Below are 13740 nucleotides of genomic sequence, written 5' to 3' on the forward strand. Positions count from 1 at the left end.
TGACACGTGAGCCCAGGCCGTCATGCCGCGGCGCCTGATATCAATGGCGCTAACAGCCACGCTGCCGGAGCGATGCATCCACTGTAGGGCGAGCCGCGGCGAAAAAAATTTTTCCCTTTTTGTTCTGTTCTGAAACAGATAAAAAAATAATGCGTTTCACATTGAAACAATGTGACTGAGAAAGCGATGGGATTGCGATCGCGATCGGATCATTTTGGCAAAAAAGCCGCTATCGTCTCCCCTCTTTAACGCAGAAAATTGCCTCAATGCGGCACAATGGCGAAAAAAATCATCCTTGCCCCATTTCTGATAGCAGAAAAAAACGGACAAATTATTAGCGCTGGCTCGCATTTCTCCTGTTTATCGGCAATTAATGTTCCATAAAGGAACAAAAATTCTTTTCTACGTTCCGTTATGGAATCAATTTTGACGGCATTTTATTTTGCGCCCGCTCAGCCAGAATCACTACATCGCCGGGCTACCCTTATAGACAGGCGACCTCCCCCTACCCTACGGAGCATAAACAATGAAAAAACTGATTAACCGTGTGGAAGATGTACTGAGTGAACAGCTTATCGGCCTGGCGAAGGCGCATCCTGAACTGACGCTGCACCAGGACCCGGTCTATGTCACCCGCGCTGATGCACCGGTCGCCGGCAAAGTGGCGCTGCTCTCCGGCGGCGGCAGCGGACACGAACCGATGCACTGCGGCTACATCGGCCAGGGCATGCTCTCCGGCGCCTGTCCGGGGGAAATTTTCACCTCGCCGACGCCGGACAAAATGTTCGAATGCGCGATGCAGATTGACGGCGGCGAAGGCGTCCTGCTGATTATCAAAAACTATACCGGCGACATCCTGAATTTTGAGACCGCCACCGAGCTGCTGCACGAAAGTGGCGTTAAGGTTACCACCGTCGTGGTGGATGACGACGTGGCGGTAAAAGACAGCCTCTATACCGCCGGACGCCGCGGCGTCGCCAATACCGTGCTGATTGAAAAACTGGTCGGCGCCGCCGCCGAACGCGGCGACTCGCTGGAAGCCTGCGCTGAACTGGGCCGCCGTTTAAATAACCTTGGTCACTCGATTGGCATCGCGCTGGGCGCCTGCACCGTACCGGCCGCCGGACAGCCCTCCTTTACCCTGAAAGATGATGAGATGGAGTTCGGCGTCGGCATCCATGGCGAGCCGGGTATCGACCGCCGCCGCTTCAGCTCGCTCGACCAAACCGTCGATGAGATGTTCGATACCCTGCTGGAAAACGGCGCATACAGCCGCACGCTGCGCCAGTGGGATAACGTCAAGGGAGCGTGGCAGGAAGTGAAACAGAGCAAAACCGCGCTGCAAAACGGCGATCGGGTTATCGCGCTGGTCAATAACCTCGGCGCCACCCCGCTTTCCGAACTGTACGGCGTTTACAACCGCCTTGCCCAGCGCTGCGAAGCGTCCGGCATTGTGATTGAACGCAACCTCATCGGCAGCTACTGCACCTCGCTGGATATGGCGGGTTTCTCCATCACCCTGCTGAAAGCGGATGATGACACGCTGGCGTTATGGGACGCCCCGGTCCATACCCCAGCGCTGAACTGGGGAAAATAAGGAGCACGACATGTCACTGAACAGAACGCAAATCGTCGACTGGCTGTACCGCTGTGGCGACATTTTCACCAAACAGAGCGATTTTCTCACCGGCCTTGATAAAGAGATCGGCGACGCCGACCACGGCCTCAATATGCATCGCGGCTTCAGCAAAGTGGTCGAAAAGCTGCCGTCGATCGCCGATAAAGACATCGGTTTTATTCTCAAGAATACCGGGATGGCGCTGCTTTCCAACGTCGGCGGCGCCAGTGGCCCGCTGTTCGGCACCTTCTTTATCCGCGCCGCCCAGGTCACCCAGGCGCATCAGAGCCTGACCCTCGACGAGCTTTATCAGATGATCCGCGAAGGCGCGGACGGCGTCGTCAACCGTGGTAAAGCGGAGCCGGGCGATAAGACGATGTGCGACGTCTGGCTGCCGGTGGTGGAATCCCTGCGTCATTCCAGCGAGCAACATCTGTCTATCCCTGCCGCGCTGGATGCCGCCTGCGAAGTGGCCGAGCGCGCCGCCCACGCCACCATCACCATGCAGGCGCGTAAAGGCCGCGCCAGCTATCTCGGCGAGCGCAGCATCGGGCATCAGGATCCCGGCGCGACCTCGGTGCTGTTTATGGTTCAGATGCTGGCTGCCGCCGCCAAAGAGTAAGGAAATCGCGATGGTAAACCTGGTTATTGTTTCTCATAGCGCCCGGCTGGGCGAAGGTGTCGGAGAACTGGCCCGGCAGATGTTAATGAACGATGGCTGTAAGCTGGCGATCGCCGCCGGGATCGACGATCCCGACAGCCCGATCGGCACCGATCCGATTAAAGTCATGGAGGCGATCGAATCCGTCGCCGATACCGACCATGTTCTGGTGATGATGGATATCGGCAGCGCCCTGCTCAGCGCCGAAACCGCCCTCGATCTGCTCGATCCGGCGATGGCGGCAAAGGTGCGGCTGTGCGCCGCGCCGCTGGTCGAAGGGACGCTGGCGGCCACCGTCAGCGCCGCCTCCGGCGCCGGGATCGACAAAGTTATCGCCGATGCCATGAACGCCCTGGAAGCCAAGCGGGTTCAGCTGGGTTTACCTTCGCACACGCCTGACGCCGCCGCCCCAACGCTTGCTGACGACGGCGATGCTAAATCGGTTTCAGTCATTATTAACAATCACAACGGCCTGCACGTGCGTCCGGCATCAAAGCTGGTCGCCGCGCTGGCGGGTTTTAACGCCGACCTGGTGCTGGAGAAAAACGGCAAATGCGTCACCCCGGACAGTCTGAATCAAATCGCTCTGCTACAGGTGCGCCGCCACGATAAGCTGCGCCTGCTGGCCCGCGGTCCGGACGCCGATGCGGCGCTGGCGGCGTTTCAGGCGCTGGCCGCCGATAACTTCGGCGAGTCGCCGGAGGCGCAGCCGACAGCGGAACCCGCCATACCTGCGCGTGTTGAAGGCGCCGCGATGCTTTATCCGCAGGCGCCGATCCAACCGGCGCTCCCCGCCGCCGCCGACATCGCCCGCGAGCAGCAGCGCCTGCGCCAGGCGATCGACCAGACGCTGGCCGATCTCAATGCGCTCACCGAGCTGGCGGAACACAAATTTAACGCCGATATCGCGGCGATCTTCGCCGGTCATCACACCTTGCTCGACGATGAAGATCTGTTTGATGCCGCCAACGATCGCCTGCTCACCGAACAGTGCTCGGCGGAATGGGCGTGGCATCAAGTGCTGATGGAGCTCAGCCAGCAGTATCGTCAGCTGGATGACGCCTATCTGCAGGCCCGTTATATCGATGTCGACGATATTCTGCAGCGCACGCTGCGCCATCTGCAGGGTATTAAGGAGACGCTGCCATTCGCCAGTGAGCCGACGATTATTATCGCCGACAATATTTATCCCTCGACTGTACTCCAACTGGATGCCAGCAAGGTCACCGGCCTGTGCCTGCGCGACGGCAGCGAACAGGCCCACGGCGCGATTATCGCCCGCGCGGCGGGGATCGCCTGGCTATGCCAGCAGGGCGAAGCGCTGAATGATATTCAGCCTGGCGAAGCCATCACGCTCGATATGCGTCTGCAACGTCTTATTCGTCGCTAAATCCACTTTGACCGTTACCACTCCGGGGGCCCGCCTCCGGAGGGTGAGTTTTCGCTTACTGATCAGGAACCACTATGTCTCAATTCTTTTTTAACCAGCGCGCCAGCCTCGTTAACGACGTGATCGAGGGAACCATTATTGCCAGCCCGTGGAACAACCTCGCCCGCCTGGAGAGCGACCCGGCGATCCGTGTAGTGGTACGCCGCGATCTGAATAAAAACAACGTGGCGGTGATTTCCGGCGGCGGTTCAGGACACGAACCGGCGCACGTCGGCTTTATTGGTAAAGGCATGCTGACCGCCGCGGTCTGCGGCGATCTGTTCGCCTCGCCGAGCGTCGATGCGGTACTCACCGCGATTCAGGCGGTGACCGGCGAGGCGGGCTGTCTGCTGATCGTTAAAAACTACACCGGCGATCGGCTTAACTTCGGCCTCGCGGCGGAGAAAGCGCGCCGTCTTGGCTATAACGTAGAGATGCTGATCGTCGGCGACGATATTTCGCTGCCGGATAACAAACAGCCGCGCGGTATCGCCGGGACTATTCTTGTGCATAAGGTGGCGGGCTATTTCGCCGAGCGCGGCTTCAACCTCGCCACCGTCCTGCGTGAAGCGCAATACGCCGCCAACCATACCGCCAGCATCGGGGTGGCGCTGGCCAGCTGTCACCTGCCGCAGGAAGCGGAAAGCGCGCCGCGCCATCAGCCCGGCCACGCCGAGCTGGGGATGGGCATCCACGGCGAACCGGGAGCCTCGACGATCGCGACCCATAACAGCGCGGAAATCATGCAGATTATGGTAGAGAAGCTGACCGCCGCCCTACCTGAAACCGGCCGCCTGGCGGTGATGCTCAATAATCTCGGCGGCGTGTCGGTGGCCGAGATGGCGATTCTGACCCGCGAGCTGGCCAACACCCCACTCCATGCGCGCGTTGACTGGTTGATTGGCCCGGCTTCGCTGGTAACGGCGCTGGATATGAAAGGCTTCTCGCTGACCACTATCGTGCTGGAAGAGAGCATTGAAAAGGCGCTGCTGTCGGATGTCGAAACCGCCAGTTGGCAGAAGCCGGTGCAGCCGCGGGCTGTTAATATCATGCCGTCCGCGCTCGCCAGCGCACGCGTCGCCTTTACGCCATCGGCCAACCCGCAGGTGGGCGATTACGTGGCGCAGGTGACCAGCACCCTCTCCGGCCTCGAAACCCATCTCAACGCGCTTGACGCCAAAGTGGGCGACGGCGATACCGGCTCCACTTTCGCCGCTGGCGCGCGTGAGATTGCCGCTCTATTGCAACGCCAGCAACTGCCGCTCAATGATTTACCCACGCTGTTCGCGCTAATTGGCGAACGCCTGACGGTGGTGATGGGCGGCTCCAGCGGCGTATTGATGTCGATTTTCTTCACCGCCGCCGCGCAGAAGCTGGAGCAAGGCGCCAGCATGGCGGAAGCGCTGAACGCCGGTCTGGGGCAGATGAAATTTTACGGCGGCGCCGATGAGGGCGACCGGACGATGATTGACGCTCTACAGCCGGCGCTGGCGGCGCTGCTGGCCGAACCGGATAATCTGCAGGCCGCTTTCGCCGCGGCGCAGGCCGGCGCGGATCGCACCTGCCAGTCGAGCAAAGCCGGCGCCGGACGCGCCTCCTATCTCAATAGCGAGAGCCTGCTCGGCAATATGGACCCCGGCGCCCACGCGGTGGCGATGGTGTTTAAGGCGCTGGCGGAACGCTAAGCCTCACCCGGTGGCGCTGCGCTTACCGGGGCGACATAACACCATTGAAAGGTAGCCCGGAGAAGGCGCAACGCGCCGCCATCCGGGTTTACCACACTGCCGATTATTTGCTATGCCAGTACGCCTGCGAACGCACCAGTTGCTGATCGATACTCGGCTCCTCAAAGCGCGCCAGCAGCGATTTCACCACGCCGCCTTCTCCGGTCAGCCAGATAAAATAATCTTCTGACGGCACCTTGACCTGAGCCAGCCGCTCGGCGACGAACGCCGGGTTGTGGCCTACCACCCATTCGATATTAAAGCCGTCGAGATCCGCCAGATAATCTTTATACGAAGCATCCGCGACGGTGACGATGGCCGTCACCTGCGGCGTCACCGGCAGCTGACGTAATCCCAGCAGGCGACGGCGCAGCGCCGGCATGCCCGACTCGTCACAGACATAAAGCTGCCAGGCGTAATCTTCCGGCACCACCAGCGAGCCGCGCGGCCCGCCGATCACCAGCTTATCGCCGATGTTGGCTTCCAGCGCCCAGCGGCTGGCAATACCGCCATCGTGGATATAAAAATCGTAAGCCAGCTCGTGGCGTTCGGCATCGTACAGCGGCGTGTAGTCGCGGGTCGCCGGGCGCACGCCCTCGCCCCAGTTAATGCCTTCGTCGGTCACTTCCGGCGGCGTAAATACGCTGCCCGCCTGCGGGAAAAACAGTTTGGTGTGGTCGTCAAAACCTTGTGAAACAAAGCCATCCAGCGCCTCGCCCCCCAGCACGATCCGCTGGAACGCCTGGCCGATACGCTCAACGCGCAGCACGGTTAATTCGCGAAAACGTAGTTCGTTACGCACGCGCTGTGGGTAGCGTGAGGTGTTTTTTGTCATTTTTTCGCCTTCGTGAAGATAATACGATATATCTAAATTTATTTTTAAATGATAATGATTGCTAATCAAAAAGATTGCAAGCACTTTTTTGATATAGTCAGCTTGAGATTAAACAGCTATCAGCAATCCATAAAAACCATTAATAATCATCAAATTAAACAAAAATTATTTTATAGACTTGCAAGTCGATAAACTTTAGATATAAATTAGATATATCTAAATAACATCAGGAGACGATGATGCAAAACCATCATGAAGGTTGCTGTAAACATACAGAGCACCAACACGAAGGCTGCTGCAAGGGTGAAGGACATCACCACGAAAGCCGCCACAGTGAGCACCATGCAGGCTGCTGCAAAAGTGAAGAGCATCGCCACGCAGGCTGTCACCAGGAACATCACCACGAACAGGGTGCGGACGCCGCCACGGTCGCGGCGGAGGTGGTGGTCGTCGCCAGTGCATCTCCGTCACTAACAACGAAGTCGCTGCCGACGAACAGAAAAAATTGCGCGAACAGGGCTTAAGGCCTGGAGATCCTGATTGGGAAAAGTGGGGGATCTGTGATTATATCACCAAACCACGTGTACAAGCTGCTATCACAGGCAAAACGCCGAATGAACAACCGATTAAGGGCAATTATAGGTTTACAGACGAGTTCCCAATGTCTGACGGTTTTGAGGAAAATGCCGAGTTTTTCACTCTGACCTACGAAGCTGAGAAGTCGGTTAGCCACAACTTGGCCTTTGTTCGCATTGCGCCGTTGCTATGGCTACGCGCGGGTGCGCGCGGCGAACGTATTGAAAAAATACCTACTAAAGGATGGGAAGTGACCGATGCGTACGGTCTACTGCTAGATGTAGACCAAGCAACCCCATTCATTGAAGCCATTGATACCGTAGCCCACGGGCACGTAAGGGTGAAACCAGCATCGTGACGCCCAACAGGCTCCAGCGGCAGTTCAACCCGGAAGCACCGGATGAGCGTTGGGTAACGGACATCACCTACATCCGGACTCACGAAGGCTGGCTGTATCTGACTGTTGTTGTTGACCTGTTCTCGCGCAAAGTTATTGGCTGGTCAATGCAGCCCCGGATGACAAAGGATATTGTCCTGAATGCACTTCTGATGGCCGTGTGGCGACGTAATCCTCAAAAGCAGGTGCTGGTTCATTCTGATCAAGGCAGTCAGTACACAAGCTATGAGTGGCAGTCGTTCCTGAAATCACACGGGCTGGAGGGCAGTATGAGCCGTCGCGGTAATTGCCATGATAATGCGGTTGCAGAAAGCTTTTTCCAGTTGTTGAAACGCGAACGGATAAAGAAAAAGATCTACGGAACGCGGGAAGAAGCCCGCAGCGATATTTTTGATTACATCGAAATGTTTTATAACAGTAAGCGTCGGCATGGTTCCAGCGATCAGATGTCACCGACAGAATATGAAAACCAGTATTATCAACGGCTCGGAAGTGTCTAAATTATCCGTGGCGATTCAGCCAGCAGTCGCGCAGCTGCCTCAAGCGCAGAGGATTGAAAAAATCTTCAGATATATATCATCACTCTGAACATACGCAATTAACGGCGGAATCTCACGATTCTACCGTTTTTTATTATTTTTCAGAGGAGTAGTGATGAATAATTCTGAAGGTTTGAAGTCGTTTCAGCAATCGCTTGCTGATCTGCCGCAATGGGTATCAGAGCGGCTTCTGCAGCAAATTAACCAGTTAACTAACTACGAGCCAGTGATCGGCATTATGGGTAAAACCGGTGTTGGGAAGAGCAGTCTGTGCAATGCCCTGTTTGCCGGAGATATATCACCGGTCAGCGATGTGGCGGCCTGTACACGTGAGCCACTGCGCTTTCGCCTGCAAGTCGGCGACCGCTATATAACGCTGATGGATCTGCCCGGCGTGGGCGAAAGTGGCGCTCGCGATACCGAGTATGCTGCGCTGTACCGCGAACAGCTTCCTCGCCTCGACCTGGTACTGTGGCTGATTAAGGCCGATGACCGGGCGCTGACGGTGGATGAACATTTTTATCATCAGGTGATTGGAGAGGTATACCGGCATAAGGTGCTGTTTGTTATCAGCCAGTCGGATAAGGCCGAACCTACCAGCGGTGGGGGACAGTTGTCCACGGCGCAGAAGCAGAATATCAGCCGCAAAATCTGCCTGCTGCATGAGCTGTTCCAGCCCGTCCATCCGGTGTGTGCTGTGTCGGTCCGTCTACAATGGGGGCTTAAGGTGATGGCCGAGCGGATGATTAAGTGCCTGCCACGTGAGGCCACCAGCCCGGTGGTGTCGCAACTCCATCCTTCCTTTCGCACGACGGTAGTCCGGGAACAGGCTCGTAGCGATTTTGGTGAAACCGTCGGGGCCGTACTCGATAGCATCAGTGCCTTTCCCCTGATACCCGCCCCGGTGCGGGCCGTCATTCAGGCCGTGCGCACCACGGTGGTGTCAGTGGCCCGCGCCGTCTGGGATTTCTTCTTCTGAGTATTTAACCCATCCCTGTTACTTCCCTGCCCCTGTCGCCGATGCGACGGGGATCCCTTTTATTTGTTTTCCCGTTATGAGGAGTCTGCTTATGACCCGTCTGGCTTCGCGCTTTGGCGCAGCAAACCTTATCCGTCGCGACCGTCCGTTAACCCGTGAAGAGCTGTTTCGCGTAGTGCCCAGTGTATTCAGTGAGGACAAACACGAGTCCCGTAGTGAGCGTTATACCTATATACCCACCATCTCCCTGCTCGACAGCCTACAGCGAGAAGGCTTCCAGCCATTCTTTGCCTGTCAGACCCGAGTGCGTGACCCGGGTCGTCGTGAACATACAAAGCATATGCTGCGTCTGCGGCGGGAAGGGCAGATCACCGGTAAACAGGTGCCGGAAATTATTCTACTCAACTCTCACGATGGAACCAGTTCGTATCAGATGTTGCCGGGACTATTTCGTGCGGTTTGTCAGAACGGGCTCGTCTGCGGTGAGTCGTTTGGCGAGGTGCGGGTGCCACACAAGGGGGACGTGGTGAGTCAGGTGATTGAAGGCGCGTATGAGGTGCTGGGGATTTTTGACCGGGTGGAGGAGAAACGGGATGCCATGCAGTCGTTGCTGTTGCCACCCCCGGCACAGCAGGCACTGGCAAAAGCCGCCCTCACATACCGCTTTGGTGAAGACCACCAGCCGGTGACTGAATCGCAGATCCTCTCCCCTCGCCGCTGGCAGGATGAGAGCAATGACCTGTGGACCACGTACCAGCGTATTCAGGAGAACCTGATTAAGGGCGGGCTCAGTGGCCGTAATGCCAAAGGAGGACGGTCACATACCCGTGCCGTTCGCGGTATCGACGGGGACGTGAAACTTAACCGGGCACTGTGGGTGATGGCGGAAGCCCTGCTCACGCAACTGCAGTGACCGTTTAATGTTGCTGCTTTGTTAATATCGGACACCACCTGTCCGCATCGCACCGTGCTGACGGTCCTCACTCACCGAGGGAAGGCCTGTAACCCCCGCTGCCTCTGGCTTTTGCAGAAATGAAAAATAGTTTCTGTGGTGTCCATACCCTGTCCGACCCCCTCTTTAAAGTAATCACATCATTTTCAGTCAGTTAACTTTCACGGAGAACGTCTCATGACACAGGCAGAACGCCGCCATGACCGGCTGGCTGTCAGGCTGTCACTGATAATCAGCCGTCTGGTGGCAGGGGAAACGCTGAGTGTGCGTAAGCTTGCCGCTGAGTTTGGTGTGTCGGTGCGCACGCTGCGGCGTGATTTTCGTGAGCGGCTGATGTATCTGGACCTGGAGTATCAGTCCGGATATTGCCGCTTACGCACTGCGGGCAGTGAGACGCAGATGGTGCCCGACGTGCTTATCTTTGCCCACCGCAGCGGGATGGCCGGTCTTTTCCCTGGCTTTGACCGTCGTCTGGTAAACGCACTGCTGATGTGCGATGAGTCTCCCTGCGTAATCGCACCCGCCAGTCCGGCTCCTTCGCCATCAGGCGCATTGTCTTTCTGGCGACTGATTCAGGCCATTACCGGGCGCAGGCGGGTGACGCTGATTGCCGAGGGGCAGCGCTGTGAGCGGCTGGCTCCCTGCCGGTTACTTATCCACCAGCAGGCCTGGTATCTGGTGGCAGAGCACGACGGACATATCGCCGTATTCTCCCTGGATGAAATCCATCTGGTTCAGCCCCTGCAGGAGACTTTCCGGCGTAACGACAGTCTGTGTCGTCTTGTTGAAGACCCGGGCTTTATTCAGTCCTTACCCCATTTTCGCTTTATCCAGCAGTCACTGCTTACGTTTGTTCCGGCCAACAGCTCACCAGAATAGCGCAAGCGTTGTTATCAACCCGGCAACAGGGAGGAGCCCTATGCCCGTTATTGCCATTATCGCCATTGTTGTCATCGTCATCATTCTGAACAAAACCGGGGTGTCCGACAGTCTCGCGGCCCTGACCCTTGCCACTGTTGCCGCACTGCTGACGGGAGGTGGCGCAGCCGGTGCTGCCAGTGTCGCGCTAACACCGTTCGTCGGCGTGCCGGTGGGTATTTTCGTGGGCATTTATGTCTTTGCCAAAGTGGTTCGTCTGATTTCAGGAAAAAAATAATGAAACGTAAAACACTGCCTCTGCTGGCGCTGGTTGCCACCACTCTGTTTCTCATCGCATGCGATGACAGAAGTGATGACCTGAAGGCCATCAGTAAATTTAAGGACCTCACCCCACCGCGTTTCAGTGATGTGGTCAGCCACCAGGATGATGTCAGCGAAGAATGGTCACAGGTTGACTACTTATCCGGTCCCACCTTGCAGGTTTTACGTACCCGCCAGTCGCCCGATGGCTGCGAGGATGGCAGTTACTACTACCTCGTGGATATGCAGGAAAAAACCGTCCAGCCACTGATGAATGCGCTGTGTATTGCCGATAACATCAAACTGGAATACCAGGAGGTGACGGACCCGTATACCAAAGAAAAATACTTTGAGTACGCCCATGACGGCAAACTGATGGGGCAGCTACTGATACCCTCGAACCCTGACAATCAGGAATAAAAACAACGATAAAGGAAACAGAAATGACAATACGTTCACTAAGTCGGTTTGTGCTGGTGGGTGTACTGCTCGCGAGCTTTAATGCCTCTGCTATCCCGGGGTTCTGGCAGCAGGGTTACGGTCAGGGCAATACGGAATACAGTGTGACCGAAGCCAGCGGGAAGACGTTTACCATCAACTGCACAGGTAACCCGGACCAGAATGGTTTTTATCAGCATTCAGTCTTTCTTACCCTTGCCGATGACAAGATGGTCAGTTCGCACGATGACGACACTACTATCACCGTAGTGATGGATCACCAGCAGTACATTATTCCGTCCAGCCTGGGCTGGCGTAACGGCGATAACGCCTGGTTTGACTTCATCAGCAATATCTCTGAGGCCGGGCAGTTCGACGTCTACGTCAATGACCACAAAGCAGGGACCTTCACTGCGGACCGGAAGAACGCTGAGAAAGTTCTGTCCACTCTCGGAGACTGCAGCAACGACTGATAGTAGTATCTTCCCCAGCAAATCCACCCCGACAGCTAGCAGGCTGCCGGGGTTTTCTTTTATCAGGAGCCCGAAAATGACCCAATCCGTGTTGCTGCCACCGGGGCCTTTCACCCGGAGACAAGCGCAAGCGGTCACTACCACGTACAGCAATATCACACTCGAAGACGACCAGGGCAGTCACTTCCGTCTGGTGGTTCGTGATACTGAAGGCCGGATGGTCTGGCGGGCATGGAACTTTGAGCCGGATGCCGGTGAAGGTCTTAACCGCTATATCCGCACCTCAGGCATCCGTACAGACACGGCCACCCGCTGATCGCGAAGCATTTACCCGCATTCACCTCCCCGAACACACTTTATATCCCCATACGCCAGCCATCGCCGCTGGCGTTTTTATTGACGGAGACATACCCATGACAACACAGACGCAGCACGACCTCGCACCCGCTAACCAACCCGAATTTGAACTGACCGTCACGCCGGTCCCCGATGAACAGCGTATCGATTTCTGGCCACAGTACTTTGGCGCTATCCCGCAGTGGCTACTCCTGGAGCCGCATATCTTCGCCTGGATGGACCGCTTCTGTGAGGGCTACAGCGGTGGTATCTGGTCGTTCTACACCCTCAGCAATGGCGGCGCATTTATGTCCCCCGAGCCTGACAACGATGAGACATGGCGTCTGTTTAACTGCCTGAACGGTAACGATGCCCAAATGAGTGCAGAAGCAGCAGGTATTGCTGTCTGCCTGATTGCGTATAGCCACCATGCCTGCCGTACAGAATGTGACGCGATGACCGCACACTATTACCGCCTGCGGGAGTATGCCATGCAACATCCAGAGGCTCACGCCATTCTGCGTATTATCGACTGACCGAAGGAGCAACAGATGAAACAGCTTTCCTTTTTACCCGGCGAGATGACGCCACAGGACCGGCGTCTCATTCAGCGGGCGCTCAGGGCTCTGGACCGCCACCTGCATGAGCCCGGCGTAGCCTTCACCTCTACCCACGCCGTACGTGAATGGCTGCGACTGCATATGGCCGCGCTTGAGCGGGAAGAGTTCCGGGTGTTGTATCTGGACAACCAGAATCAGTTGATTGCCCATGAAACGCTCTTCACCGGCACGATTAACCGCACCGAGGTGCATCCCCGGGAGGTGGTCAAACGTGCTCTGCACTTCAACGCGGCGGCGGTGATACTCGCGCATAACCATCCTTCCGGCGAGACGACACCTAGCCAGGCCGACAAAACCCTCACGCAGCGACTGTTTCAGGTGCTTCAGCTGGTGGATATCCGTGTCCCTGACCATCTGATTGTCGGTGGCAGGCAAATCTATTCGTTCGCAGAACACGGTCTGCTTTGAGGTATTACATGAAAATTATCAGTAAACGCAGGGCAATGACGATATACCGCCAGCATCCTGAGTCCCGAATCTTTCGCTACTGCACCGGCAAATACCAGTGGCACGGTAGCGTCTGTCATTACACCGGCAGGGACGTTCCGGATATCACCGGAGTCCTCGCGGTATACGCCGAACGCCGCCAGGACCGTAACGGGCCCTATACCTGCCTGATGAGCATCACCCTGAACTGACAATAAAAGGAGAGCCGCCATGACCCACATCATCTGGGGCCTGCAGCGGAATATCACGCCGCGCCTGGGAGCCCGTCTGGTACAGGAGGGCAACCGACTGCACTACCTGGCTGACCGGGCCAGCATCACCGGTATGTTCAGTGACGTCGAATGCCTGAAGCTGGATGACACATTCCAGCACTTTATCCGCCAGATGGAATCGATGCTGACCACCGGTGAACTCAGCCCCCAACATGCCCACTGCGTCACCCTGTACCACAACGGTTTTACCTGTGAAGCCGACACCCTTGGCAGTTGCGGCTACGTATACATCGCCATTTACCCCACTCAGCGTTAATTACCTTCA

The 13740-nt window shown here is 56.7% G+C and carries 17 protein-coding genes and 2 pseudogenes; 18 read left to right on the plus strand and 1 reads right to left on the minus strand.

All coding sequences use genetic code 11. The features are described 5' to 3' along the window. Positions 1–526: 526 nt before the first annotated feature. From dhaK to ACVCAM_RS12910, 4 genes are all read left to right on the plus strand, one after another. Positions 527–1597, plus strand: coding sequence for a dihydroxyacetone kinase subunit DhaK (gene dhaK / locus ACVCAM_RS12895; protein WP_020077889.1), 1071 nt, complete (start codon positions 527–529; stop codon positions 1595–1597). A gap of 10 nt (positions 1598–1607) precedes the next feature. Then, a complete protein-coding gene (dhaL, locus tag ACVCAM_RS12900; RefSeq protein WP_023336798.1) occupies positions 1608–2240 on the plus strand; it encodes a dihydroxyacetone kinase subunit DhaL in 633 nt (210 codons plus the stop codon). A gap of 10 nt (positions 2241–2250) precedes the next feature. Continuing rightward, on the plus strand, positions 2251–3669 hold the full coding sequence (dhaM, locus tag ACVCAM_RS12905; RefSeq protein ID WP_023336797.1) for a dihydroxyacetone kinase phosphoryl donor subunit DhaM: 1419 nt from the start codon (positions 2251–2253) through the stop codon (positions 3667–3669). A gap of 74 nt (positions 3670–3743) precedes the next feature. Further along, positions 3744–5393 carry a glycerone kinase gene (locus ACVCAM_RS12910; RefSeq protein ID WP_111986677.1) on the plus strand — a complete coding sequence of 550 codons (1650 nt, stop codon included), beginning with the start codon at positions 3744–3746 and terminating at the stop codon, positions 5391–5393. Positions 5394–5496: 103 nt separating this feature from the next. Here ACVCAM_RS12910 and ACVCAM_RS12915 read toward each other — a convergent pair whose 3' ends face one another. Next, positions 5497–6267 (minus strand): siderophore-interacting protein, encoded by a 771-nt coding sequence (locus ACVCAM_RS12915; RefSeq protein ID WP_007372176.1) that lies wholly within the window; start codon positions 6265–6267, stop codon positions 5497–5499. 239 nt (positions 6268–6506) lie between these two features. Between ACVCAM_RS12915 and ACVCAM_RS12920 the strand changes: the two are divergent. The 14 genes and pseudogenes from ACVCAM_RS12920 to ACVCAM_RS12985 form a co-directional block, all read left to right on the plus strand. Further along, positions 6507–6724 (plus strand): annotated as a pseudogene (locus tag ACVCAM_RS12920) (PadR family transcriptional regulator); the annotation flags it as partial. Positions 6725–6772: 48 nt separating this feature from the next. After that, complete coding sequence (locus ACVCAM_RS12925; RefSeq protein ID WP_032638336.1) at positions 6773–7201, plus strand: hypothetical protein; 429 nt, start codon at positions 6773–6775, stop codon at positions 7199–7201. Next, a pseudogene (locus ACVCAM_RS12930) lies at positions 7159–7740 on the plus strand (IS3 family transposase); the annotation flags it as partial. The gene ACVCAM_RS12925 and the pseudogene ACVCAM_RS12930, both read left to right, overlap by 43 nt. Positions 7741–7894: 154 nt before the next feature. Beyond that, positions 7895–8758 (plus strand): GTPase family protein, encoded by an 864-nt coding sequence (locus tag ACVCAM_RS12935; RefSeq protein WP_001065553.1) that lies wholly within the window; start codon positions 7895–7897, stop codon positions 8756–8758. A gap of 91 nt (positions 8759–8849) precedes the next feature. Further along, a complete protein-coding gene (locus tag ACVCAM_RS12940; RefSeq protein WP_000197389.1) occupies positions 8850–9671 on the plus strand; it encodes a DUF932 domain-containing protein in 822 nt (273 codons plus the stop codon). A 216-nt stretch (positions 9672–9887) separates the two neighbouring features. After that, positions 9888–10589 carry a DeoR family transcriptional regulator gene (locus ACVCAM_RS12945; RefSeq protein ID WP_006812588.1) on the plus strand — a complete coding sequence of 234 codons (702 nt, stop codon included), beginning with the start codon at positions 9888–9890 and terminating at the stop codon, positions 10587–10589. A 40-nt stretch (positions 10590–10629) separates the two neighbouring features. Beyond that, on the plus strand, positions 10630–10866 hold the full coding sequence (gene ypjK / locus ACVCAM_RS12950) for a protein YpjK (protein ID WP_001144031.1): 237 nt from the start codon (positions 10630–10632) through the stop codon (positions 10864–10866). Beyond that, positions 10866–11309, plus strand: coding sequence for a YfjS/YafY family lipoprotein (locus ACVCAM_RS12955; RefSeq protein ID WP_000824223.1), 444 nt, complete (start codon positions 10866–10868; stop codon positions 11307–11309). The genes ypjK and ACVCAM_RS12955 overlap by 1 nt, the downstream gene beginning before the upstream one ends. Before the next feature lie 23 nt (positions 11310–11332). Continuing rightward, complete coding sequence (gene ykfB / locus ACVCAM_RS12960) at positions 11333–11800, plus strand: protein YkfB (RefSeq protein ID WP_001581459.1); 468 nt, start codon at positions 11333–11335, stop codon at positions 11798–11800. A 76-nt stretch (positions 11801–11876) separates the two neighbouring features. Then, a complete protein-coding gene (locus tag ACVCAM_RS12965; RefSeq protein WP_000194654.1) occupies positions 11877–12116 on the plus strand; it encodes a DUF905 domain-containing protein in 240 nt (79 codons plus the stop codon). A 97-nt stretch (positions 12117–12213) separates the two neighbouring features. Then, complete coding sequence (locus tag ACVCAM_RS12970; protein ID WP_000211838.1) at positions 12214–12672, plus strand: antirestriction protein; 459 nt, start codon at positions 12214–12216, stop codon at positions 12670–12672. A gap of 15 nt (positions 12673–12687) precedes the next feature. Then, the gene (locus ACVCAM_RS12975; protein WP_023336794.1) at positions 12688–13164 is read left to right on the plus strand and encodes a JAB domain-containing protein; all 477 of its coding nucleotides are present in this window, start codon (positions 12688–12690) and stop codon (positions 13162–13164) included. Positions 13165–13172: 8 nt separating this feature from the next. Next, positions 13173–13394: a DUF987 domain-containing protein gene (locus tag ACVCAM_RS12980; RefSeq protein WP_106929599.1), complete on the plus strand. Its 222-nt coding sequence runs from the start codon at positions 13173–13175 to the stop codon at positions 13392–13394. A 19-nt stretch (positions 13395–13413) separates the two neighbouring features. Beyond that, complete coding sequence (locus ACVCAM_RS12985; protein ID WP_045268640.1) at positions 13414–13731, plus strand: type IV toxin-antitoxin system YeeU family antitoxin; 318 nt, start codon at positions 13414–13416, stop codon at positions 13729–13731. Positions 13732–13740: the final 9 nt, after the last annotated feature.

Source organism: Enterobacter sp. CFEC122 (assembly GCF_052983755.1).